This is a genomic window from Pseudomonas moraviensis subsp. stanleyae (genome assembly GCF_036283065.1).
Classification (GTDB): domain Bacteria; phylum Pseudomonadota; class Gammaproteobacteria; order Pseudomonadales; family Pseudomonadaceae; genus Aquipseudomonas; species Aquipseudomonas stanleyae.
In genome coordinates this window covers 229,062-248,402 of record NZ_JAADJI010000003.1, presented here as the reverse complement: position 1 = coordinate 248,402, position 19,341 = coordinate 229,062, and the positions used below count along the sequence as shown (strand labels likewise).

The 19,341-nt window shown below is 55.8% G+C and carries 20 protein-coding genes; 12 read left to right on the top strand and 8 right to left on the bottom strand.

Features of this window, described 5'->3' with window-relative positions:
- Positions 1-24: 24 nt before the first annotated feature.
- The 3 genes from GXB78_RS06240 to GXB78_RS06230 all read left to right on the top strand — a co-directional run bounded on the left by GXB78_RS06240 (position 25) and on the right by GXB78_RS06230 (position 5,611).
- Positions 25-3,588 carry a phage tail protein gene (locus GXB78_RS06240; protein WP_329514770.1) on the top strand — a complete coding sequence of 1,188 codons (3,564 nt, stop codon included), beginning with the start codon at positions 25-27 and terminating at the stop codon, positions 3,586-3,588.
- A 356-nt stretch (positions 3,589-3,944) separates the two neighbouring features.
- Complete coding sequence (locus tag GXB78_RS06235) at positions 3,945-4,607, top strand: hypothetical protein (protein WP_329514769.1); 663 nt, start codon at positions 3,945-3,947, stop codon at positions 4,605-4,607.
- Between the two features lie 23 nt (positions 4,608-4,630).
- The gene (locus GXB78_RS06230; protein ID WP_329514768.1) at positions 4,631-5,611 is read left to right on the top strand and encodes a hypothetical protein; all 981 of its coding nucleotides are present in this window, start codon (positions 4,631-4,633) and stop codon (positions 5,609-5,611) included.
- Between the two features lie 527 nt (positions 5,612-6,138).
- Here GXB78_RS06230 and GXB78_RS06225 read toward each other — a convergent pair.
- A complete protein-coding gene (locus GXB78_RS06225) occupies positions 6,139-7,350 on the bottom strand; it encodes an acyltransferase family protein (protein WP_329514767.1) in 1,212 nt (403 codons plus the stop codon).
- A gap of 106 nt (positions 7,351-7,456) precedes the next feature.
- On the opposite strand from GXB78_RS06225, the gene GXB78_RS06220 reads away from it, so the two are divergent.
- The 3 genes from GXB78_RS06220 to GXB78_RS06210 all read left to right on the top strand — a co-directional run bounded on the left by GXB78_RS06220 (position 7,457) and on the right by GXB78_RS06210 (position 10,340).
- Positions 7,457-7,879 (top strand): cell wall hydrolase, encoded by a 423-nt coding sequence (locus GXB78_RS06220; protein WP_329514766.1) that lies wholly within the window; start codon positions 7,457-7,459, stop codon positions 7,877-7,879.
- Entirely contained in the window at positions 7,879-8,214 is a 336-nt protein-coding gene (locus GXB78_RS06215; RefSeq protein WP_329514765.1) for a hypothetical protein, read from the top strand. The genes GXB78_RS06220 and GXB78_RS06215 overlap by 1 nt, the downstream gene beginning before the upstream one ends.
- Before the next feature lie 65 nt (positions 8,215-8,279).
- Positions 8,280-10,340 (top strand): acyltransferase family protein, encoded by a 2,061-nt coding sequence (locus GXB78_RS06210; RefSeq protein WP_329514764.1) that lies wholly within the window; start codon positions 8,280-8,282, stop codon positions 10,338-10,340.
- A gap of 104 nt (positions 10,341-10,444) precedes the next feature.
- Here GXB78_RS06210 and GXB78_RS06205 read toward each other — a convergent pair whose 3' ends face one another.
- From GXB78_RS06205 to GXB78_RS06195, 3 genes are all read right to left on the bottom strand, one after another.
- On the bottom strand, positions 10,445-11,125 hold the full coding sequence (locus GXB78_RS06205) for an SOS response-associated peptidase family protein (protein WP_329514763.1): 681 nt from the start codon (positions 11,123-11,125) through the stop codon (positions 10,445-10,447).
- 54 nt (positions 11,126-11,179) lie between these two features.
- Positions 11,180-11,545, bottom strand: a complete 366-nt coding sequence (locus tag GXB78_RS06200; protein WP_052392234.1) for a hypothetical protein — start codon at positions 11,543-11,545, stop codon at positions 11,180-11,182.
- A gap of 78 nt (positions 11,546-11,623) precedes the next feature.
- Complete coding sequence (locus GXB78_RS06195; protein WP_329514762.1) at positions 11,624-11,833, bottom strand: hypothetical protein; 210 nt, start codon at positions 11,831-11,833, stop codon at positions 11,624-11,626.
- 494 nt (positions 11,834-12,327) lie between these two features.
- Between GXB78_RS06195 and GXB78_RS06190 the strand changes: the two genes are divergently transcribed.
- The 3 genes from GXB78_RS06190 to GXB78_RS06180 all read left to right on the top strand — a co-directional run bounded on the left by GXB78_RS06190 (position 12,328) and on the right by GXB78_RS06180 (position 14,001).
- Positions 12,328-12,756 carry a hypothetical protein gene (locus GXB78_RS06190; protein WP_039762066.1) on the top strand — a complete coding sequence of 143 codons (429 nt, stop codon included), beginning with the start codon at positions 12,328-12,330 and terminating at the stop codon, positions 12,754-12,756.
- Between the two features lie 328 nt (positions 12,757-13,084).
- The gene (locus GXB78_RS06185; RefSeq protein ID WP_329514761.1) at positions 13,085-13,552 is read left to right on the top strand and encodes a hypothetical protein; all 468 of its coding nucleotides are present in this window, start codon (positions 13,085-13,087) and stop codon (positions 13,550-13,552) included.
- Positions 13,546-14,001 (top strand): DUF2214 family protein, encoded by a 456-nt coding sequence (locus GXB78_RS06180; RefSeq protein WP_329514760.1) that lies wholly within the window; start codon positions 13,546-13,548, stop codon positions 13,999-14,001. Before GXB78_RS06185 ends, GXB78_RS06180 begins: the two co-directional genes overlap by 7 nt.
- A 219-nt stretch (positions 14,002-14,220) precedes the next feature.
- Here the strand turns inward: GXB78_RS06180 and csrA are convergent, their stop codons facing one another.
- Positions 14,221-14,415: a carbon storage regulator CsrA gene (csrA, locus tag GXB78_RS06175; protein WP_003179932.1), complete on the bottom strand. Its 195-nt coding sequence runs from the start codon at positions 14,413-14,415 to the stop codon at positions 14,221-14,223.
- Positions 14,416-14,665: 250 nt separating this feature from the next.
- Here csrA and GXB78_RS06170 point away from each other — a divergent pair, with 250 nt between their 5' ends.
- Positions 14,666-15,034, top strand: coding sequence for an SPOR domain-containing protein (locus GXB78_RS06170; RefSeq protein WP_329514759.1), 369 nt, complete (start codon positions 14,666-14,668; stop codon positions 15,032-15,034).
- A gap of 86 nt (positions 15,035-15,120) precedes the next feature.
- Here the strand turns inward: GXB78_RS06170 and GXB78_RS06165 are convergent, their stop codons facing one another.
- The 3 genes from GXB78_RS06165 to GXB78_RS06155 all read right to left on the bottom strand — a co-directional run bounded on the left by GXB78_RS06165 (position 15,121) and on the right by GXB78_RS06155 (position 17,371).
- Complete coding sequence (locus GXB78_RS06165) at positions 15,121-15,810, bottom strand: endonuclease I family protein (RefSeq protein ID WP_329514758.1); 690 nt, start codon at positions 15,808-15,810, stop codon at positions 15,121-15,123.
- Positions 15,811-15,814: 4 nt separating this feature from the next.
- Complete coding sequence (locus GXB78_RS06160) at positions 15,815-16,084, bottom strand: DUF1654 domain-containing protein (protein ID WP_329514757.1); 270 nt, start codon at positions 16,082-16,084, stop codon at positions 15,815-15,817.
- A 198-nt stretch (positions 16,085-16,282) separates the two neighbouring features.
- Positions 16,283-17,371 carry an asparaginase gene (locus GXB78_RS06155; protein WP_329514756.1) on the bottom strand — a complete coding sequence of 363 codons (1,089 nt, stop codon included), beginning with the start codon at positions 17,369-17,371 and terminating at the stop codon, positions 16,283-16,285.
- A gap of 336 nt (positions 17,372-17,707) precedes the next feature.
- Here GXB78_RS06155 and GXB78_RS06150 point away from each other — a divergent pair, with 336 nt between their 5' ends.
- Both GXB78_RS06150 and GXB78_RS06145 read left to right on the top strand, forming a co-directional pair.
- Positions 17,708-18,154 (top strand): hypothetical protein, encoded by a 447-nt coding sequence (locus GXB78_RS06150; RefSeq protein ID WP_329514755.1) that lies wholly within the window; start codon positions 17,708-17,710, stop codon positions 18,152-18,154.
- Positions 18,155-18,353: 199 nt separating this feature from the next.
- On the top strand, positions 18,354-19,310 hold the full coding sequence (locus tag GXB78_RS06145) for a sugar ABC transporter substrate-binding protein (RefSeq protein ID WP_329514754.1): 957 nt from the start codon (positions 18,354-18,356) through the stop codon (positions 19,308-19,310).
- Positions 19,311-19,341: the final 31 nt, after the last annotated feature.

Sequence of the window (19,341 nt, the reverse complement as noted above, 5' to 3'; positions counted from 1 at the left end):
GTTTTTTTATGCCTGGAGGAAAGCATGGGCGCAGCAGCACAGATCGATATCCACGGCGAGAAGGGCGGTAGCAGCAAGCCGAAGTCGCCGACCGAAGCCAGCGACAGCCTGCGCTCGACCAACCTGACAAAGCTGCTTATCGCCGTGGGCGAGGGTGAATTCGACAGCGTCCCGACCGATTACGACATCTACCTGGACAACACGCCGATCCGCGATGCCAGCGGCAACTACAACTTCCCGAACGTGAAGTGGGACTGGCGCCCGGGCTCGGTGGATCAGACCTACATCCCGGGCATTCCTTCCGTTGAGAACGAGACGTCGCTGAACATCGAACTACGCAGCGATTCGCCGTGGGTGCGCTCGATCACCAACACCCAGCTCTCCGCCGTGCGCATGCGTTTGGCCTGGCCGGCTCTGCAACGCTCGGATGACCAGGGCAACGTCGGCGGCTACCGGATCGAGTACGCAATCGACGTCGCCACCGACGGCGGCGTCTATCAGCAGGTGCTGGTGGACGCCGTCGACGGCAAGACCACCACGCGCTACGAGCGCTCGCGCCGCATCGATCTACCGGACGCAACCACTGGCTGGCAGATCCGCGTGCGCCGGCTCACGCCAAACCAGAACACCAACAAGATCGCCGACACCATGCTGGTGGCCGGTTACACCGAAGTGATCGACGCCAAGCTGCGCTATCCGAACACCGCGCTGCTTTACATCGAGTTCGACGCCGAGCAATTCACCAACATTCCGGCGGTGACCGTGAAGTGCAAGGCCCGGCGGTGGATGGTGCCGAGCAATTACGACCCGATCGCCCGCACCTACACCGGGACGTGGGACGGCTCGATGAAATCGGCCTGGACCAACAACCCGGCGTGGATAACCTACGGCATTTGCACCGAAGACCGGTTCGGCCTGGGCAAGCGCATCAAGCCGTTCATGGTCGACAAGTGGGAGCTGTACCGCATCGCTCAATACTGCGACCAGCTGGTGCCGAACGGACTGGGCGGTCAGGAACCGCGCTTCCTCTGCGACATGAACCTGCAGGGCAAGGCTGATGCCTGGTCGCTGTTGCGAGATATCTCGGCGATTTATCGGGGCATGACGTACTGGGCGCAGGGCCAGCTGGTGATGCAGGCGGACATGCCGCGCGCGCAGGACTTCGATTATGTCTTCACCCGGTCGAACGTCATCGACGGCAAGTTCTCCTATGGCAGTGCCTCGGCGAAAACCCGTTACACCCGGGCGCTAGTCAGCTACGACAATCCGGCGAACAACTACGACACCGACGTCATCCCGTTCGCCGATCTGGATCTCCAGCGCCGCTACGGCGACCGGCCGACCGAGCTGAGCGCCATTGGCTGCACGCGCGCCTCCGAGGCCCAGCGCCGTGGCAAGTGGGCGATCCTCAGCAACAACCAAGACCGCACCGTCTCGTTCAAGACCGGCATGGAAGGCGTTATCCCGCTGCCCGGGCACATCATCCCAGTGGCGGATTCGCTGCTGGCTGGTCGTGAAGTGGGCGGCCGTATCTCTGCAGTGGCGGGTCGGGTTATCACGCTTGATCGCGACAACCAGGCCAAGGCCGGCGACCGGTTGATCATCAATCTCCCGGGCGGCCGCGCCGAAGGTCGGACCGTGCAGAGCGTCAACGGCCGCGCCGTGACCGTCACGGTCGCCTACAGCGAACCGCCGGTTGCACAGTTGCAATGGGCGCTCGACGCGGACGATCTGGCGATTCCGCTGTATCGCGTGCTGCGCACCAAGCGCACCACCGAGGGCGACTACGAAATCAGCGCGCTCCAGTTCGAGCCGAGCAAGTTCGCTTTCATCGACACCGGCGCACGCCTGGAAGAGCGCCCGATCAGCGTGATCCCGATCACCGTCGTACCGGCGCCAGCGAGCGTATCGCTGTCGTCGACTTCATCGGTGGTGCAGGGGCTGGCCGTGGCCACCATGACGATCACTTGGCCGGCCGTGGATGGCGCGGTCGGCTATGACGTTGAATGGCGCAAGGACAGCGGGAACTGGATCAAGCTTCAGCGCACCGGCATGACCAATGTGGACGTGGTCGGCATCTACGCCGGCGCTTATGTGGCGCGGGTGCGCGCGGTGAGCGCATTCGACATCACGTCGCCTTGGCGCAACTCGATTCTGACCAACCTCAGCGGGAAGCAGGGATTGCCGCCGGCGCTGGCGTTCCTGACTGCCACGCCGCTGCTGTTCGGCATTTACCTCAAGTGGGGATTCCCTGCTGGCGCCGAGGACAGCCAGCGCACCGAGATCTGGTACGGGCCGACGACCGATCTTGAGGCCGCGACCAAGCTGACAGACCTGGCCTATCCGCAGAGCGATTTCTCCATGCTCGGCCTGCGCGCCGGCGTGACCCTCTACTTCTGGGGGCGCATCGTCGACAAGATCGGCAACATTGGGCCGTGGTATCCGATTGGCATCGGCGTGCAGGGGCAATCCAGCTCAGAAGCTGCGGCCATTCTGGAGATGATCGCGGGCGAGATCGGGCGTACCGAGTTGGGGCAAAACATCCTCGACGAGATCGACAAGATCCCGGGCCTGCAAGCGCAGATCGATGCCCTTGACGGTCTGAAAGGCTACAACCCAGACGCCACCTACGAAGAGTACGACCTGGTGGTGCAGGGCAAGCGTATCTATCAGGCTACCGGCCCGGTACCGCTCAACATGCCACCGCCAAACCCGCTCTACTGGCTCGACGTTGGGCAGACCGTTGAGACTGCGAACGGACTTGCCCAGCAGGTGGCAACCCATACAGTCGAGATCGACGAACTCGACGGCGTCGTCACTGCTCAAGCCACGGCCTTCGAAGCCCTTCGCGCCTCTTACCGAGACGATGACGGCGCTGGCGATCTCGCGGACGCGATCAAGAGTTACACCAGCACTGCGGCGATCGCTTCCGAATCGAAGGTTCGAGCCTCCGAGAACGAGGCAATGGCAAGGCGTGTGACGACCTTCGACGCGAAGATCGGAGAGAACGCGGCGAACATCACCGAGCTGGAGGAGGTGGTGGCGACGAACGAATCGGCGACCGCGACGAAGATCGGTCAGTTGAATGTATCCGTCGGGCAAAACTCGGCGGCCATTCAGCAGACGTCAACAGCCTACGCGGACACGGCCGGCAAGCTCAGCACGATGTGGTCGGTGAAGATGCAGGTCACGGCGAATGGGCAGTACGTCGCGGCCGGCATCGGGCTTGGAATCGAGAACACCGGTGCCGGCCTGCAAAGTCAGTTCCTCGTCAGCGCCGACCGCTTCGCCATCGTCAATACCATCGCCGGCGGCGCCATCGCGGTTCCGTTCGCAGTGCAGGGCGGGCAGGTGTTCATGAACTCGGCGTTCATTCAGGACGGAACCATCACCAACGCCAAGATCGGCAGCTACATCAGTTCCACCAACTACATCGCCGGCCAGCAAGGCTGGATCCTGAACAAAGATGGCACGCTGGAAATAAACGGCATCGTTCCTGGGCAGGGGCGTCTGGTGATCAACTCACTGAACGTCTCGGTCTACGACGCCAACAACGTGTTGCGTGTTCGTCTCGGCTATCTGGGGTAATCAATGGCGCTATTTGGACTGCGTGTCTTTAACGAGAGCGGTCAGCTCGCTATGGACACCAACAGCTTCACCTATCAGGTGCTCTGGCAGGGCGTGATTGACTTCAGCGGGACTGTGCCCAGCTACACAATCGCGATTCCCGGTTTCAACCCTGCCAATTGCGTGTTCATGATCATCCCGACGAGAGCACAGGACGTGCAAACGTCGGAAGCAGAGGGGTCAGTTAACAGCAAGTCCTATCCCTACGTGACGGTGGGGATTGGTCAAGTTGTCGTTAGATACATAAATCCCTCGGCGTCAGCTTCGACAATTGGATCAAGAGTTGTCGCCAAGGGCTACGCAATCAGGTACGCAGCATGAGCTACGGATTTCAGAGCATCAACGATAACGCGTTTGTACAGATCGATTCCGAAGCCCCTAGGCTGTGCCTACTTGCTAAGGGGTCGTATGCGGGAGTCGCTACTGCGACCGGCTCGTTTACTCGCGCTGTAACCAGCCAGGATCCGCCACTCGTTTTCATTCGACCAGATCAGACAGGAGTTATTCAGGTTCCGTATTCAGTGTGGTTTACCGGCGGGCCTGGTAACTGGACTGGTTTCGCAATGAATGCCTCAAAGGTCAACGAAACCTTGAGCGGTCAGTATTTCGTTGCAGCCTGGGCGTCCATGGGAACAGCTATTTACGGTATGCGCCTTTGGGATCAACACGGTGGTTTGGTCTATGACAGCGGTGCGCCGGCTGTGGTTGTAACGTTCGCTGCAGGTAATTGGACGTACCTCGGAACAGAGCAGCTCAGCGTGGGGCGGCGTTATTACTGGGGAATTAATAAAGCCCTCGGGCCGGGGGAATATATCTCTCTTAACCCTTTCACAATGAGCTGTCACAGCGAAGGCTCTGGTGGTTATTGCGCACTCGGCGTCGATTACGCAAATAACCGCGTCTTGATGTACAGCCTCGCATTCACCGCCTGGACCGACCAAGGGCACCGCCCGTTTCTCTGCGCCAAATTGCAGGCCTGACCTTTCATTTCTGGAGATACACAATGCCCTGGTACAAGACGGGAACGGTTTCTGTCACCCAAAATTCGAATGCGGTGATCGGCACAGGTACTGCCTTCATTGCCAACAGCCGGGTCGGCGACGGGTTTCGCGGGCCGGACGGTCGCTGGTACGAGGTGACCAACATCGCCAGCAATACGGCTCTGTCGATCTCGCCGAACTACGAAGGCCCGACAGCGGCCGGTGGCTTCTACTCGATCATGCCGGTGCAGGGTTATCAGAAAGATCTAGGTGACCAGGTCAAAGCCATCCTCAACGACTACGGCGAAAAGCTGGCTTTGCTCGGCACTACTGGCAACTACGATGTCTTGCCACCGTCCAAGGGCGGTACCGGCATCGTTGACCTCTCTGTCTTCATGCAGGATTTGCTGAATGATGGAGACGCGCCCGCCGCTCGAACCACGCTTGGCGCTGCGAAATCTGGCGCGAACAATGACATCACGTCGTTATCGGCCATGACAACAGCACTTTCTATCTCGCAGGGCGGCCATGGCGGCGTAACCGCTGCCGAAGCGCGGACCAACCTTGGCGTCGTACTACTGGGAACCGTGAGCCAGACCGCTGGCGTTCCGACTGGCGCGATCATGAGCCGGTCGCTTGATCCTACCAGCGGTGATTTGACCACCAAGTACGCGAATGGGCAGATGATCGTTTACGGCACACGGCAAGTTAATCAGACCGTTGCTGCGGGTGGCTTCGCCGCGCCGTCCATCGCCAAGTCAGCTGATTTCATCGGTGCAGTTTCGGTCTATTCAGACCTGGCGTTCTTCACGGCGGTAAACACTGGGGGGAGTCAGCTCTATGCATCTCGCCAGTCGGTAACGCCCGCTGGCGCTTTTCTATACGCGGGCGCGTTTATCAATATGGGCCGCACCCCCAACTCAGAGGGTCCAAACGTTGCCATCGGAACAGCTGCCGCCGCGAGTTATTTCTTTTGGTTCACAGCAATAGGTCGATGGTTCTGATGGAGAATCGAATGCCATACGCTAGCGAAAATTGCATAAGCACGGGGCCACTCGAGGGTGGGATCGCAATTACCGAAGAGCAATATCAGTCAGTTATCGATTCGATTGCCCGAGGCGAATTTCTTTACGTTTCAATTGTGGGAGGAATCTTCTCCACGCGACCGGCTCCACCCCCCATTCTTGACGAAACCTCGGAAGAGCGGGCGATAGTTGAGCAGCAGATCAGAATCGGGCTTGAGGATCGCTGGCGTGCAGGCGAGTTAGCTTTCATTTCAGAACAATTGATTGCACTTGAGGATGGAGACCCTTCTGCGCAGCCTGGAACGGAGCAGCAGTGGAGAGCTTATCGAACAGCGGTCCGTGCCTGGAAAGAAGGCGGTGCCCACTTTCCTGAATCATCGGCTCGACCCGTACGCCCTGTTTAATCGCAGCAACTGATTACCCGCCATTCGGGGATGTTTTTTACTGGAGAAAAGTGACCTCCGTCCTGAGGAGTGTCGACGCGACGAGCCTTCACTATGTTGTCTTCAATGACGCGCATCCATTTTGGGAACAGCTTTTTGGCTTGCTTCTGGGCCGTTGGAAGCACGATTAGTATTTAGTCGATCAATGATCAGTTTTCCCAGCGCAATGCCAGGGAGTTCAACGAAGCGGTACACCAGATAGCTAAATGCATAGGTAAGAACGGTTACTGCCAGCCAGATCGTCAAAGTACCTGCTGATAGTGACCATCCCGAGCTTTTCGCCGCCATCCCGATTTGCGAGCCGACAATTGCTAAAAATAGCCCGTGGAAAAGATATACGGAATACGACACGTCCGACATAAAAGTTACAAGCCGGTGCCTGCAAACTGAATTAATCCAACTGAGGCGATGGGTTGCAGTGCGAAATGGAAGAGCCATCACCGCCATCAATGCGACAAGGGTAACCAGGTATAGAACCTGCTCATGGTAAATATCCTGAAGTTTTGCGCACATCAAAAGAGCAAGTAGTACGTAGGTAACACGCTGCCAGTTAGAAGTTTCTTTGGTCGCAGTTGCGCGGTATACGAGAATGCCCGCTACGAAAATAGGCAGCTTGAAAAACAAAAGGGAAGGCTCATAAAAGTGGCTGACCTTGCCTGCAGTGGCTGCTTGATTGAATACATACGTAACTGAATAGGAGATCAGCGCCAAAGCGACTGCTACCTTTCCCGTTCCATATCGTTTCATCGCAAGGTAGATGAAAGGAAACACAATGTAGAACTGCATCTCCAGGCTGAGACTCCAGTCCGGTAGGAAGGTTGAGAAGGAGTAAGTCGGGAACAGGCCGAAAAGAAACGAGATGTGCAACAGTATGTTTCCGATGGTGTAGTTCGTGCGAGCTGGATCATAAACCCAGTCTCCTTGCCACAAGGCAGGGTTGAGTGCTCTTAAGTTGGTATATCCCCCCAAAAATACCGGTGCAAGAACTACTACCAGGAACAGACATAAATAATACGCGGGCGCCAGCCGGAAGTAGCGACGAATGTAAAACCTGAGCCAATTGGCTGGGCAAGACATTGGCTCGCTCGATTCCCGTGATTGAACGGTGTAGGCCATCAGAAGTCCGGACAGCACCATAAAAAGATCAACAGCAATTTTTGGTGCAGGGACCGACATGTCCAACCAAGAACCGCCCCAAATGAAACAGTGAGCAGTCACGACCCAAAAAGCCGCCAAGGCTCGGATACCGTTCAAAAAAGACGTTTCTCTGTTCATTGCCGCGACTTTCCATCAAGCACTGGTTGGGTGGCGATGTTAGCACGCCGCCCATTTTTTGAATTAATCCCGCCATGAGCGGGTGTTTTTTGAGTGGAGAACAGTGATGCGTGTAACCGACAAAGATCGCGACATCCTCGCCCGCACTATTTGGGGGGAGGCGCGCGGAGAAGGTACCGCCGGCAAGATCGCCGTGGCCTGGACAATCCGCAATCGAGTATCCGATGGCAAAGAGAAGTCGTGGTGGGGTGAGGGCTACGCTGGCGTTTGCCAGATGAAGTACCAGTTCAGCTGCTGGAACAAGACCGATCCGAACTATCAGTACCTGATCGGCGTGAAGGAAATCCCGTTCCGAGAGCTGGCGCAATGTCGGATCGCTGCTGACCAGGTGATAAACGGCAAGATGCCTGACCCCACCGGTGGCGCCACTCATTACTACGCTACCAGCATCAAAGCGCCGGCCTGGGCGGCGAACGCGACGCAGACACTCACGTTGGGCAGGCACGTCTTTTTTAAGGATGTGCCGTGATGGTCTTGGCGTGGAGATTGGTTGGAGTGCTGGCTCTGGTGTTGATCGGCGCAGGCAGTTCCTTGCAGTTGCAGTTGCACTCCGAAACGCTCAACCAACTGGCTCAAGCTGCGGCTGCCGGGCAGCAGGCCGAGCAGGACAGGCGTCTGGCGCTCGATCAACAGCTGTCTGCTGCAAAGCAAACGCACTGGAGGAAATTAATCGATACCCAGGATGGCCTACGTGGATGCTTTGCTGTTGCTGATCGCCGACTGTCTGCTGTGATCAAGGCTGTTTTACTCAGCAGCTGTTGGGAGGCTAAAGGCTTAGCCGTTGGGGATCATGTAACCATATGAAAGCGAGTTGGCATTTCTCGCTGATGGGGTGAGCTGGATGCCTATCGTTGTTCGGAAAATGGATTATGAGTGAGTTCCCTAATTCAGAAATAACGGTAAAATGCCACGCCTTTGGCTGCTCTGTGACCCGTGCCGGCCGCCAGGAACCTTTTAAGCAGCAGAAAGCAACGGATATAATGACAAAGAATAATGTGCGTGTTGCGGCTGATTTTCTTAGTGATATCAATGGATTAAGAGCTATTGCCGTATTATCAGTCGTCCTTTTCCACTTTAAAGTGACTGGTTTTGACGGAGGGTATGTCGGCGTTGACATATTTTTCGTGATATCGGGCTTTCTGATGACGAAAATCATTCTAGGAAAAATCCAGCGCGATCAATTTTCCGTAGTTGATTTTCTTGGTGCTCGGCTTCTTCGCATATATCCTCCTATGCTCGTGCTTTCAATCGCTGCTGTAGTGGCTGGATACTTTTTCCTGACTCCGCATGACTACAATGTACTTGCCGGGCGAATTGTTTACGCAGTTGCGTCTCTTAGTAACATTCGTTTTTATACAGACTCGTTGGATTATTTTGCGGCGGATCAATCTAGCAATTGGCTTCTGCACCTTTGGTCGCTTGCTGTAGAGGTGCAGTTCTATCTGATATTTCCTCTGCTCCTCTATTTAGCTCGTAGTCGGCGAATCGCACTCAGTCTTTTGATGACTCTGTTCAGCGTTTCGTTTGCGCTTTGCATTTGGCTAACGCCAGATAACCAGCCTGCGGCATTTTTTCTACTTCCGACTCGCGTATGGGAGTTTGTAGCGGGTGGGTTAGCCTTCTTAGGCGGTTCCTATATCTCGTCCCGAATTGGAAAAATCCTGTCTGCCGGAGGCTTGGTGCTCATTGCTGCGAGCATATTTTTCTTCCGGGAGAGCATGATGTTCCCTGGATGGCTGGCGATCATTCCAGTACTAGGGACGGCAATGGTTATTGCTGCTCAGCGCGAAAGCAAGCTACTATCCAATCGTTTCGTCCAGTTCTTTGGGACGATAAGTTACTCGCTTTACTTATGGCACTGGCCCGTCTGGGTGGGCGCTCGCCAGTATCGCCTTGAGGCGGGCCCTCAAACCACACTCTTACTGCTCTGCATATCCATAGTGTTGGCGCTTTTGTCGTATAACTTTGTTGAGAGGCCGCTTAATAACTTGCGTCACAATCAACGGCGGCAGCGTGGGAACGTTCTTGCGGCTTCGGTGGCGGCAGGTTTGCTAGCAATAACCTCGTGGGGCGTAATTGCCAAAGCTGGTTTCCCTAGTCGAGTTCCCGAGCTGATTAGTGAAGTAGGCCCACGGTTTCGCGTCGATATCAAGCAAAAACCCAGAGATGGTGTTTGCTTCCTTACTCTAGGCGAGGGCCCCGAACTCTATAAGGACAAATGTTTTACGACGGTAATAGATGAGTCTCAGACCATGATGTTTGTATGGGGTGACTCTTTTGCCGCTCATATTTGGTTCGGCCTCTCAGCCTCTTCCTCGTATATAGGTGTACCTCTATTGGGGGCTACCTCCGCTGGTTGCTTGCCTTTGCTTAATGCGCCTTCGAAATTCAACTCGAACTGTGCGCTTAATAATCAAAGGGCGCTCGCGGAGATTAAGCGTATCAAGCCAAATACAGTTATTCTTTTTGCTCGTTGGCCAGATGCTGAGCAGAGCGGTGTTGATGTAGTGGGTGGGATCCGAAACACGGTAGATTACCTTGCGGCAGAAGGTGTAGGTGCAGTCGTCGTCGGGCCTAACATAGAGTGGGCTCCTAATTTACCTCAACGTCTCACGCAAGAATCTTTCGCACGAGGCGGAGTTGTGCCTGAGCGCCTGACTGATCCGTTTCAGTTCGTTGTTAAATCGCTCGACGACCGCATGCGAAAAAGCCTCATAGGCTCAGGGGCACGATATATATCGCTCTACGAGCTCTTGTGTTCGGATGCCGGGTGTAAGACTGTCGTCACGGTGGATGGCCGTGAAGAGTTAACGGTATACGATTTTGGCCACCTGACTGTCATTGGAGCTGAGGCCATAGTTCAGGCGGTACATTCCGAGCTCATCCCTAAAAAAATGGTATCCATGCGGGCCGTTAACGAGAGTCGTTGAGTCACTTCTATTCGCCGCTACCTAAGCTGCCCAAGTATGTAGGGGGCAGCGCCCTCCGATGTGGGCAGCGGTGGAACGCTTGGAAAGCTTGTCTCAGAGCTAGATCATGCGATCGGTTTGATCAAATCTGGGCCTTGGTTACGAACGTTGCCGACAGCGCGATCGACCTTGAACCATTCGAAAGCCTCGGATGGCTCGCCCTCATGCAGCACCATCTGTTCGGCGCGCTCTTTGGGCGTGGCTGGGTCCAACCATTCCCGCGCGAGCTCTGGCGGAAGAGCGACCGGGCGGCGGTCGTGGATGTCGACCATGCCGCCGGCGCTGTCGGCGGTGATGATTACAAAGCCGTCGTGCTCGCCGGGGCCGTGCTCTTCGTTCGGGTACTGGCCGATCGCGTCGCAGAGGATCGGGGACTGGTCGCGATGCCTGATCAGGTAGGGCTGCTTCTTCGGCCCACCTTCGTCTACCCACTCGAACCAGTTGTTGATCGCGATGATTGCCCGGTGCGGCCAGATCGCGCGAAAGAAAGGGCCATGGGCGACTTTCTCGACGCGTGCATTGATTGGCGCGGCTCGGTCTTTTGCCCAATGCGGTCGCCATCCCCAGCGGACCATATCTGCATGCAGAAACTCGCCTTCCTGATGGAAGAGGGCGAGCTGAGTGGTTGGCGCGGCGTTGTACCGCTCAAAGGGTTGCTCGCCGGTCGAGTTGATGAGCGCGTTCGGCATGCTGAGCGCCGCCACGAAGTCGTGAATGCCGCTGTACTGGGAAAGTCGTCCGCACATTGCCATGCCCTCGGCTGGATCTGATTCAGCGTAGACCCATAAGGGAAGGCTTCGTCACAAACCTTTTTCGGCGCAGCATTCGCAATGACCTGCGAATTCCCCCCGATCTCGAGCTTCTCTGAAAAGGCGCTGGTTTTCATTTAACAGATGGTTCCTGTTGTGCTCGACGTCGGCGAATCGTCGCCTCTCGCTTAGCAAAGCCCCTTCGGCGTGCTGAAGCTTGGCCTTGAGAGAGTTTCTCTCCTCCGTGAGGGCGTCATTGTCTCTGACCAGTCCTTCGATATTCGCCAGCGCGCGAGCGAGCTTTAGGATGAGAGCCTCGAATTCGTTTTCATACATCCTGAGCTGGTGTCGGCAGGTTTCAAGCGGGGTCGGGTTGCCGAGCCAATCGTCGGTGTCTTCTATATAGAGGGGGTCCACGTGAGTGCCTTACTGGATACTGGTTGCATATACAGTAATCGAGAGGCGGAACGTAGGCGAGGCTGCGGCGACGAACTGTCAGTCCGGCGCCATCAAAACAGCCAACGTCATTTTGATGAATTCTTCATTTCGATTGATCGCGGCGAGAGAGCTTCGGACGTTTTCGGCGACATCGGCGGATCCGCGCTGCTCGACCCATAAAGTGAGCTCCATGATGGCGGCTTCAAGGGCGAGCTGGTTTTCGTTGATTTTGAACAGTAGGGAAGGGAGCAGATCAGAGTTTGGCATTGGTTTCCTCCTTGGACGAAACCAGAATAGCAGAGAGAAATTTGATCGGCAGAACGCCGGAGAAGGATAGAGCACTGTAGGAAAATACAGCGCTAAGTTGTTGATTCTTATAGCAGCTAAGGCCAGTTTTCCAACCTGCTATTTTCGGTGTATTTCCATTATGCATCAATAGGTTACGCCCGTTCCGAGGTCACCTTGACATGGTGGGGGTCGTTGGTTCGAGTCCAATCGCGCCTACCAAACAAAATCCGCTCTGCTGGGCGGTCTGGAAGGGCTCACCGAAAGGTGAGCCCTTTTTTGTTGTCTGCGATTTGCAAAACTTTTGCAAAACCCATTTCAGAAAAGCCAGTTGGGCGCTTGCTTCAACGCAGTCGCTCGTCCTGTCGTCCTGTCGTCCTGTCGTCCTGTCGTCCTGTCACCTTGGGCTGCGGTTAGAAGCAAAGTGGGTATCACGCCTAGTAGTGATATCATTGCGCCTCATTTATGGAGGCAAGATGAAAGTTGAACACTGGCGAGGCTGGGAGCCTGAGTGGCTCAAACTGACCGAACACTATGCAAGCGCTCCGCCGGGGCCGGGTGCGTACATCATTTGCGCAGACAGGGAGATTCAGCGCGCAATCGGTGCGGACGAGCATGGCATTTTGACCATTGGCGAATCCGAAAATTTACGCCGCCGTTTGGCCGCATTCGTGCGGTGCGCGAAAAATCCGGGCGCTGCTGGTCATATGGCGGGATGGCGATTCAATTACGCATCCTTCGAGCAGGTTTTCCCTTTGGAGTCGTTGTGGGTGAGCTGGTATCCAACGCCGGACAAGGCGACGGCTTACGCTAAAGAAGGACAGATGCTGGCGCTTTACCTGGCGGAGCATTTCGAGCTTCCACCACTCAACTACAAGTTCAATTGGCCGAAGCTGGAAGCTTGATGGTGCGGTGCTTTGGCTTCTGACGCCACAAGGTCAATAACCTTATAAACTGCTGCGTTTTCTGAAACCTGTCAAAGGAATGAATCAGTGACTAACAATCACACTGTTATATGCCCTCACTGCATGAATGAGGTGCCCTGGGGGGCGCAAGTTTGCCGAGGTTGCCAAGCCGAGGTGAGCTATGGCACACCACAAGGCGTCGCGATCTTCTTTCTGATCATTTGTGTTGTTGCTGGATGGTGGGGGGCCAAGTTGGTTCATACCTTCATCACGACGAACTCGGCAGTGCTGTGGTTCGTATTTGGGGCGATATTCCTGGCAGCCGGGCTTGCCTCTCGAAAGCTTTGCAAGCGACTCTACAGCGGCAAAACGGTTTTCCGCCGCTTCTATCGAAAGTAGTTCGCTGCCGGTATCCAAGCCCAGCCTTGCGCTGGGCTTTGTCTTTTTTTCCGCGCACTTAGAGGGAGCGTTACAAAGCGCTTTTTTGGTGCGCTTTTTAGCCCTCGTTCATAAAAAATATCCGGATATCCAAAGAGTTACAGAGTTTAATCTCCAACCGGTTATCGAAAAAACCTTGTTGGAGGTTGTGAATTTAAGTAACATCCGTCCCGCGTTCACCACCACGGTTTATGCATTTTTAAATCCCAAGCTTCCATCAGCTGCTTGGGATTTTTTTTGCCTGCGATTTGGCGTTTGGGCACCGTTCCCTCCATCACCTCCAAGCGAGGCGCCGTTTTTTCGTCTACTACTGACTGGCCGATTTCCAGCTCTTTATAAGGGAGTGCGTCGATGCTGAGTCAGTGGGTTCTTGCGGCTGTTCATCTGTTCGCGTTTGCCTTGGCTTTCTGGGCGGTGCTGACGCGCGGCACAGCGTTCAGCCAGCTCTACGCGCGTACGGGAGAGGTCAAGCGCGTCCTGCTCGCGGATAACCTTTGGGGGCTGTCAGCTTTGACGCTGCTTGTCACCGGAGCGATGCGTGGGTTTGGCGGTTACGAGAAAGGCTCTGACTATTACCTGCATCAGCCGCTGTTTCATCTGAAGATGACGTTGTTTGTGCTGATCCTGCTGATAGAGCTTGCACCCATGATCACGCTGATCAAATGGCGTATCGCATCCTCGCGCGGCACGGCGCTTGATATCGGGCGTGCGAAGTTGTACGCGCGAATCAGTCACGTTGAAGCGCTGCTGCTGATCTTGATGATGGTCGCGGCAACTGGCATGGCGCGTGGAGTGATATTCGCTTAGAGGGCGAAATTCTCCGCGCTCTATCGGAAACGTCCGACAGCCAGCTCCAGAAGTGAAAGGTAATATCGGCGCAAGAGAGAAGGGAGGGGAAAGTGAAAGGAGTCAGCATGCTTCAGGCGCCGTGCCCAGCGGGGTGAAATGCGGATGGCTAAACGGCGCGTGAATCTTTAGCCAGTCTTGCTCGCAAGCAATTTGACTGGCTGCGTAAGGCAAAGTGGCTCAGGGCGTTTGCGGCTTGTCCGGAGCGGTCAGGCCGGCCTGGATGCGTTGGTAAATTTCTTCACGGTGCACTGCCACGTTTTTCGGAGCGTTGATGCCGATGCGAACCTGTTGGCCGCTGACTCCGAGGATGGTGATCGTGATGTCATCACCAATGTTTATGCTTTCACCGACTTTGCGGGTGAGTATCAGCATGGTCTTCTCCTTGATTGCTTTGTAGGGCACCTGATTCAGACAGTGCAGAGGTCGGTGGTATCTATAGATTAGTGCGAAGTCTCACGGTTTGGGTGCCTCTTTCTGACGCGCAGATGCGGCATTAATTCCCAGGGCGTAACTATACAGAGGCTGCAATCATCATTCTCGTTGTTTTGTGCCCATTTTGCGGGGCTCGCGAAGTATTTATGAATGATAAGATCGCCGCTTTAGGAATTCCGAGGAAAGCGTTGTGCGCAAATTGGTTTGGCTGGTAGCGGCACTGGCATTGGCAGGCTGCGGTGAAGGCAAGAATGTAGATGCGCCGAAGCCTGAGGCGAAGGTCGCGGCAGCGCCAGCGGCGGCCGCTGCGCCACAGTGGGATCTGGAAGTGCGTGGCGAAACTCCTCAGGCCGTCAGTGACCTGAGCGGCTGGTTGATCGAGCACGCTTTCGTTCCTACGGTCGTCAAGGACGGCAGCGGTAAAACACGAATTCTGATCGGTCCGTTCAATTCCCAGGCTGATGCCGAGGCGCGCAAGGTGCAGGTCGATGCGGCGCTGGTAAAAGCCAAGAAACAAAATATCGAATCGGTGGTGATCGAGCATCCGCTCACGCCATAAAGGAAGCGCCTTCAAAACAGGTCGGATGCCAGACATGAAAAAGGCCTCGAGCATAACGCTCGAGGCCTTCTTATTTTGTGCTGCGATCAGCCGCAGGCTTTCAGATTTACCGAGCCGACAAATTCATTGCCGCGCCCCATCACGCACGCCACGCTTTGGTTGCGCTGACGTTCCCAGTCCTGCACCGGGTAAGTCTTGTCCCACGCCTCGTACAACTGCCGATCCTGCTTGGACAGACGCAGTCCGTATTGTTTGCTCATATAAAAATACGTGCGGGCAATCATGCCGCGAATCGAAGGGCGGGGCATGACCTTCTTCGCTTTGAAATCAACTTGGGTCAGGCAGGATCCATACTGACCGGACTGCACCGGCAACCAGCCAAAACTGAAGTTGCTGCGGTCACCGTTGACCTCACCAATGCTCGGCACCAGATTATGCAGATCAGCTTCGGCCTTTTGATACACCGGGTCGTAGCGTGTGCAATTCTTGCGTCCGCCTTGCTGCCAGCACTGTCGCTGGTGACCGATCTGCCAGGCTGGCACGATGTGCTCCCACTCGATTCTCGATGCGCGCTTGGCGTTCTTGCGCGGCACATAACCGCAAGCCTTCAGATCGACCCGGTTACCGGTGTACTTGCAGCCGCAGTAAAACTCCGTGGACTGCGGGGCGTAGAGTTTCCACGCAGCTTTCTTGGCTTCGGAAAAGGTGCGGGGTGCGCCAGCCTGGGCACCCATGGCGAAAAACAACAACAGCAAAGCAACACAGCGGACACTCATTGAATCAATCTTCCTTCGGCACAACCCAAAAAATCTGCACGCCACCGTCATCGCGATAGGCGAGGGTAACGTTGTCGTTCTCGTCGATTTCCTCGAGCAAGCGCTCCCAGTCATCCATCGGCTCATCGGGCAGACGGAAAATCAGTGCGGCCTTGGCTTTTTGTGCGGTGGGGGAATTGATGATTTTCTGAACGCGCATACCCATGCGTTGGTAAGCGTCAGGAGCAGCAGGAGAGGTGGCCACGAGGTTATCCTTATTAAGCTGTACGTGCATACAGTATTTAACTGTAAGCGATTTCGCAACTGCTTAAAATTCAAGAAAATCCTCTGACAGCAGGTTTCTGATTTTGGTGTAGGGCCTGTCGAGTTTTTTGTGGGAAAAATGCTTGAAGGCTGTAGGAGAGGCACCACCCGCCAAGTCCGGCAGGTGGTGGGCAATTGCCTGATCGAGAGCTGATCAGGCGAAGGTCAATCAGTATTCCCAGAACATCCGTTGCAGTTCTTTGCTGTCGTTGGTCTTGGTCAGCGCGACCATCGCCAGGATGCGGGCTTTTTGCGGGTTCAGATCGTGAGCGACAACCCAGTCGTATTTGTCGTCAGGCTGTTCGGCGTTACGCAGGACAAAACCACCGGCGTTGACGTGGGACGAGCGAATGATCTGCACGCCATCCTTGCGCAGTGCTTGCAGCGATGGAACGACGCGGGAGGAAACCGAGCCGTTGCCAGTGCCAGCGTGGATGATCGCCTTGGCGCCGGATTGTGCCAGTGCCTTGTAGGCGGTATCACTGACGTTGCCGTAGGAATAGGCGATTTCTACATCGGGCAGGCTCTTGATGTTCTTGATGTCGAATTCCGAATCCAGGGTGTGACGCTTGGCCGGCAGGCGGAACCAGTAGGATTTGCCTTCGACGACCATGCCCAGCGGACCCCATGCACTTTTGAATGCTTCGGTCTTGATGTTGATCATTTTGCTGACGTCGCGACCGGACTGGATCTCGTCGTTCATGGTGACCAGCACGCCTTTGCCGCGCGCTTCTTTGCTGCTTGCCACGGCGACGGCGTTGTACAGGTTGAGCATGCCGTCTGCCGACATGGCGGTGCCAGGACGCATCGAGCCAACGACGATGATCGGCTTGTCGGTCTTCTCGACCAGGTTCAGGAAGTAGGCGGTTTCTTCCAGGGTGTCGGTGCCATGGGTAATGACGATGCCGTCGACGTCCTTGCTGTCCGCCAGTTCTGAAACGCGACGACCCAATTGCAGCAGGTTGTCATTGGTGATGCTTTCCGAAGCGATCTGCATGACCTGTTCGCCACGCACGTTAGCCAGTTTGCTCAGCTCGGGAATGCCGGCGATCAGTTGTTCGATACCGACTTTCGCTGCCTGATAGGTGGCGCTGTTTGCGGCGCTCGCGCCGGCGCCGGCAATCGTGCCGCCCGTAGCGAGGACAACGACGTTGGCCAGTTTGGTCTGGGTTTCGACTTCTTTTGCCTGAGCGGCGGTCGGCAGGAGCAGGAGGAGGGCCAATGCGCCCGGAATCAAGGTATTGAAAGCAGATTTCATTATTTTTCTCTCTAGTCGTGAGACGGTGCTGATGCAAGTTCATCTAGATGCGCCCCAAGCCGATCTGAATGCTTGAGGTGCAAGGAGGGGAGCAGGATTCATACCATGCGTAATGTGCCTGCGGTAAATGTTTAACCCGATGATTTAAATCAACATTTGTCGAGGATCAGAGCATTGTTGCGGCGTTGTCCATCCGGGATTCCGAACGAGAGGCGGATTCTTGTTCGGCTCACCGATAGGCAATGTTTTGAAATGCCGGCCTGTGACAAATCCCTGCTAAAGAAATGTGTTCTCAGGCCGATGCGTCCTCAAGGAAACGAAATCTTAGGAGTTCACATGTCACTGACGATCGGTTTTGCCAATCCCGCAGCGGTCACCATTGGCGGTAAAACTGCAGCGACGATCAACACTCTGAATCAAGCGGCCGACGAGGCATCGGCGCAGGCGCTGGGTACCGAGAAGACCGAAACAAATCAGGTCAGGACCGGTGGCGGTCCTGTTCAGGAAGACAGCAAGGTCGAGAGCGGCGGCAATCAGAGCGTCACCGTCAAGACGTTGCTCAAGCGCATGCAGGAACTGCAGAAACAGCTTCAGGAACAGCAGCAGCAACTGGCGGCAGCGCAGGCCGCGAGTTATCCAACGCCGGAGGCCAAGGCCCAGGCGATCATGTCCATTCAGGGGCAGATCGCGCAGACCAGCGCCGCAATGACCGAAGTCGCGGGCGCACTGGTCAAGGAAATGTCCAAGGGCGCCAGTGGTGGCCTGGTCAACACCACCGCGTAACATGCCGTAGGGGCGAGTCAGCGATTCGCCCTACAACAAATGACGATTTCTGATTGTTGACAAAAGTCGGCGGGATTCTCATAGTTCGGTCTACGCAAACGTTTGCGCGGCTTTAACAGGGCAGATGTCCATACAGCCGTGATGTAGCTTACGTCAGTGCAAATGTTGCTCACAATAATCATAAGATCGGAGTGAACCCATGAAGCTGCCCTTCGCCGCACGTCTTCTTGCTGTCGCTATGCTGGCTACTACAGCCGCTGCACTACCTGTCTCCTCGGCGTTAGCCGAAACCACGGAAAAACCCAAGGTCGCGCTGGTCATGAAATCTCTGGCCAACGAATTCTTCCTGACCATGGAAGACGGCGCCAAGGCCTACCAGAAAGAACACTCCGCCGAGTTCGATCTGATCTCCAACGGAATCAAGGACGAAACCGACACCGCCGGGCAGACCCGCATCGTCGAACAAATGATCCTCGCCAAGGTGAATGCGCTGGTGATCGCGCCGGCTGATTCGAAGGCCATGGTGCCGGTGATCAAGAAGGCTGTAGACGCCGGTATCACCGTAATCAACATCGACAATCAGCTCGATCCCGCCGTGGTAAAAAGCAAAAACATCAACGTGCCGTTCGTAGGGCCGGACAACCGCAAGGGTGCGCGTCTGGTGGGCGAATACCTGGCCAAACAACTGAAGGCGGGCGACGAGGTCGGTATCATCGAAGGCGTGTCCACCACCACCAACGCGCAGGCGCGCACGGCCGGTTTCAAGGACGCGATGGAAGCCGCGCAGATCAAAGTGGTCTCGCTGCAATCCGGTGATTGGGAGATCGACAAGGGCAACAAGGTTGCGGCTTCGATACTCAGCGAATACCCGGACGTCAAAGCGCTGCTGGCCGGTAACGACAGCATGGCGGTCGGCGCCGTTTCCGCAGTCCGTGCCGCCGGCAAGGCGGGTCAGGTTCAAGTCGTCGGTTACGACAACATCAATGCCATCAAGCCTATGCTCAAAGACGGTCGCGTGCTGGCAACGGCTGACCAGTTTGCCGCGAAGCAAGCCGTATTCGGCATCGAAACCGCGCTGAAAATCATCAAGGGCGAGAAAGTCGACAGCGGGGCCAACGGCGTGATCGAAACACCGGTCGAGCTGGTCACCAAGTAAGTCATCTGGCGATACAACGGCGCTCGTCCGT

Coding starts and splice junctions, on each gene's coding strand:
- GXB78_RS06165 (WP_329514758.1), bottom strand. CDS start 15,810: ATGAGTGTCCGCTGTGTTGCTTTGCTGTTGTTGTTTTTCGCCATGGGT.
- GXB78_RS06190 (WP_039762066.1), top strand. CDS start 12,328: ATGAAAGTTGAACACTGGCGAGGCTGGGAGCCTGAGTGGCTCAAACTG.
- GXB78_RS06145 (WP_329514754.1), top strand. CDS start 18,354: ATGAAGCTGCCCTTCGCCGCACGTCTTCTTGCTGTCGCTATGCTGGCT.
- GXB78_RS06220 (WP_329514766.1), top strand. CDS start 7,457: ATGCGTGTAACCGACAAAGATCGCGACATCCTCGCCCGCACTATTTGG.
- GXB78_RS06235 (WP_329514769.1), top strand. CDS start 3,945: ATGAGCTACGGATTTCAGAGCATCAACGATAACGCGTTTGTACAGATC.
- GXB78_RS06230 (WP_329514768.1), top strand. CDS start 4,631: ATGCCCTGGTACAAGACGGGAACGGTTTCTGTCACCCAAAATTCGAAT.
- GXB78_RS06180 (WP_329514760.1), top strand. CDS start 13,546: ATGCTGAGTCAGTGGGTTCTTGCGGCTGTTCATCTGTTCGCGTTTGCC.
- csrA (WP_003179932.1), bottom strand. CDS start 14,415: ATGCTGATACTCACCCGCAAAGTCGGTGAAAGCATAAACATTGGTGAT.
- GXB78_RS06195 (WP_329514762.1), bottom strand. CDS start 11,833: ATGCCAAACTCTGATCTGCTCCCTTCCCTACTGTTCAAAATCAACGAA.
- GXB78_RS06240 (WP_329514770.1), top strand. CDS start 25: ATGGGCGCAGCAGCACAGATCGATATCCACGGCGAGAAGGGCGGTAGC.
- GXB78_RS06225 (WP_329514767.1), bottom strand. CDS start 7,350: ATGAACAGAGAAACGTCTTTTTTGAACGGTATCCGAGCCTTGGCGGCT.
- GXB78_RS06210 (WP_329514764.1), top strand. CDS start 8,280: ATGAGTGAGTTCCCTAATTCAGAAATAACGGTAAAATGCCACGCCTTT.
- GXB78_RS06160 (WP_329514757.1), bottom strand. CDS start 16,084: ATGCACGTACAGCTTAATAAGGATAACCTCGTGGCCACCTCTCCTGCT.
- GXB78_RS06150 (WP_329514755.1), top strand. CDS start 17,708: ATGTCACTGACGATCGGTTTTGCCAATCCCGCAGCGGTCACCATTGGC.
- GXB78_RS06215 (WP_329514765.1), top strand. CDS start 7,879: ATGGTCTTGGCGTGGAGATTGGTTGGAGTGCTGGCTCTGGTGTTGATC.
- GXB78_RS06205 (WP_329514763.1), bottom strand. CDS start 11,125: ATGTGCGGACGACTTTCCCAGTACAGCGGCATTCACGACTTCGTGGCG.
- GXB78_RS06155 (WP_329514756.1), bottom strand. CDS start 17,371: ATGAAATCTGCTTTCAATACCTTGATTCCGGGCGCATTGGCCCTCCTC.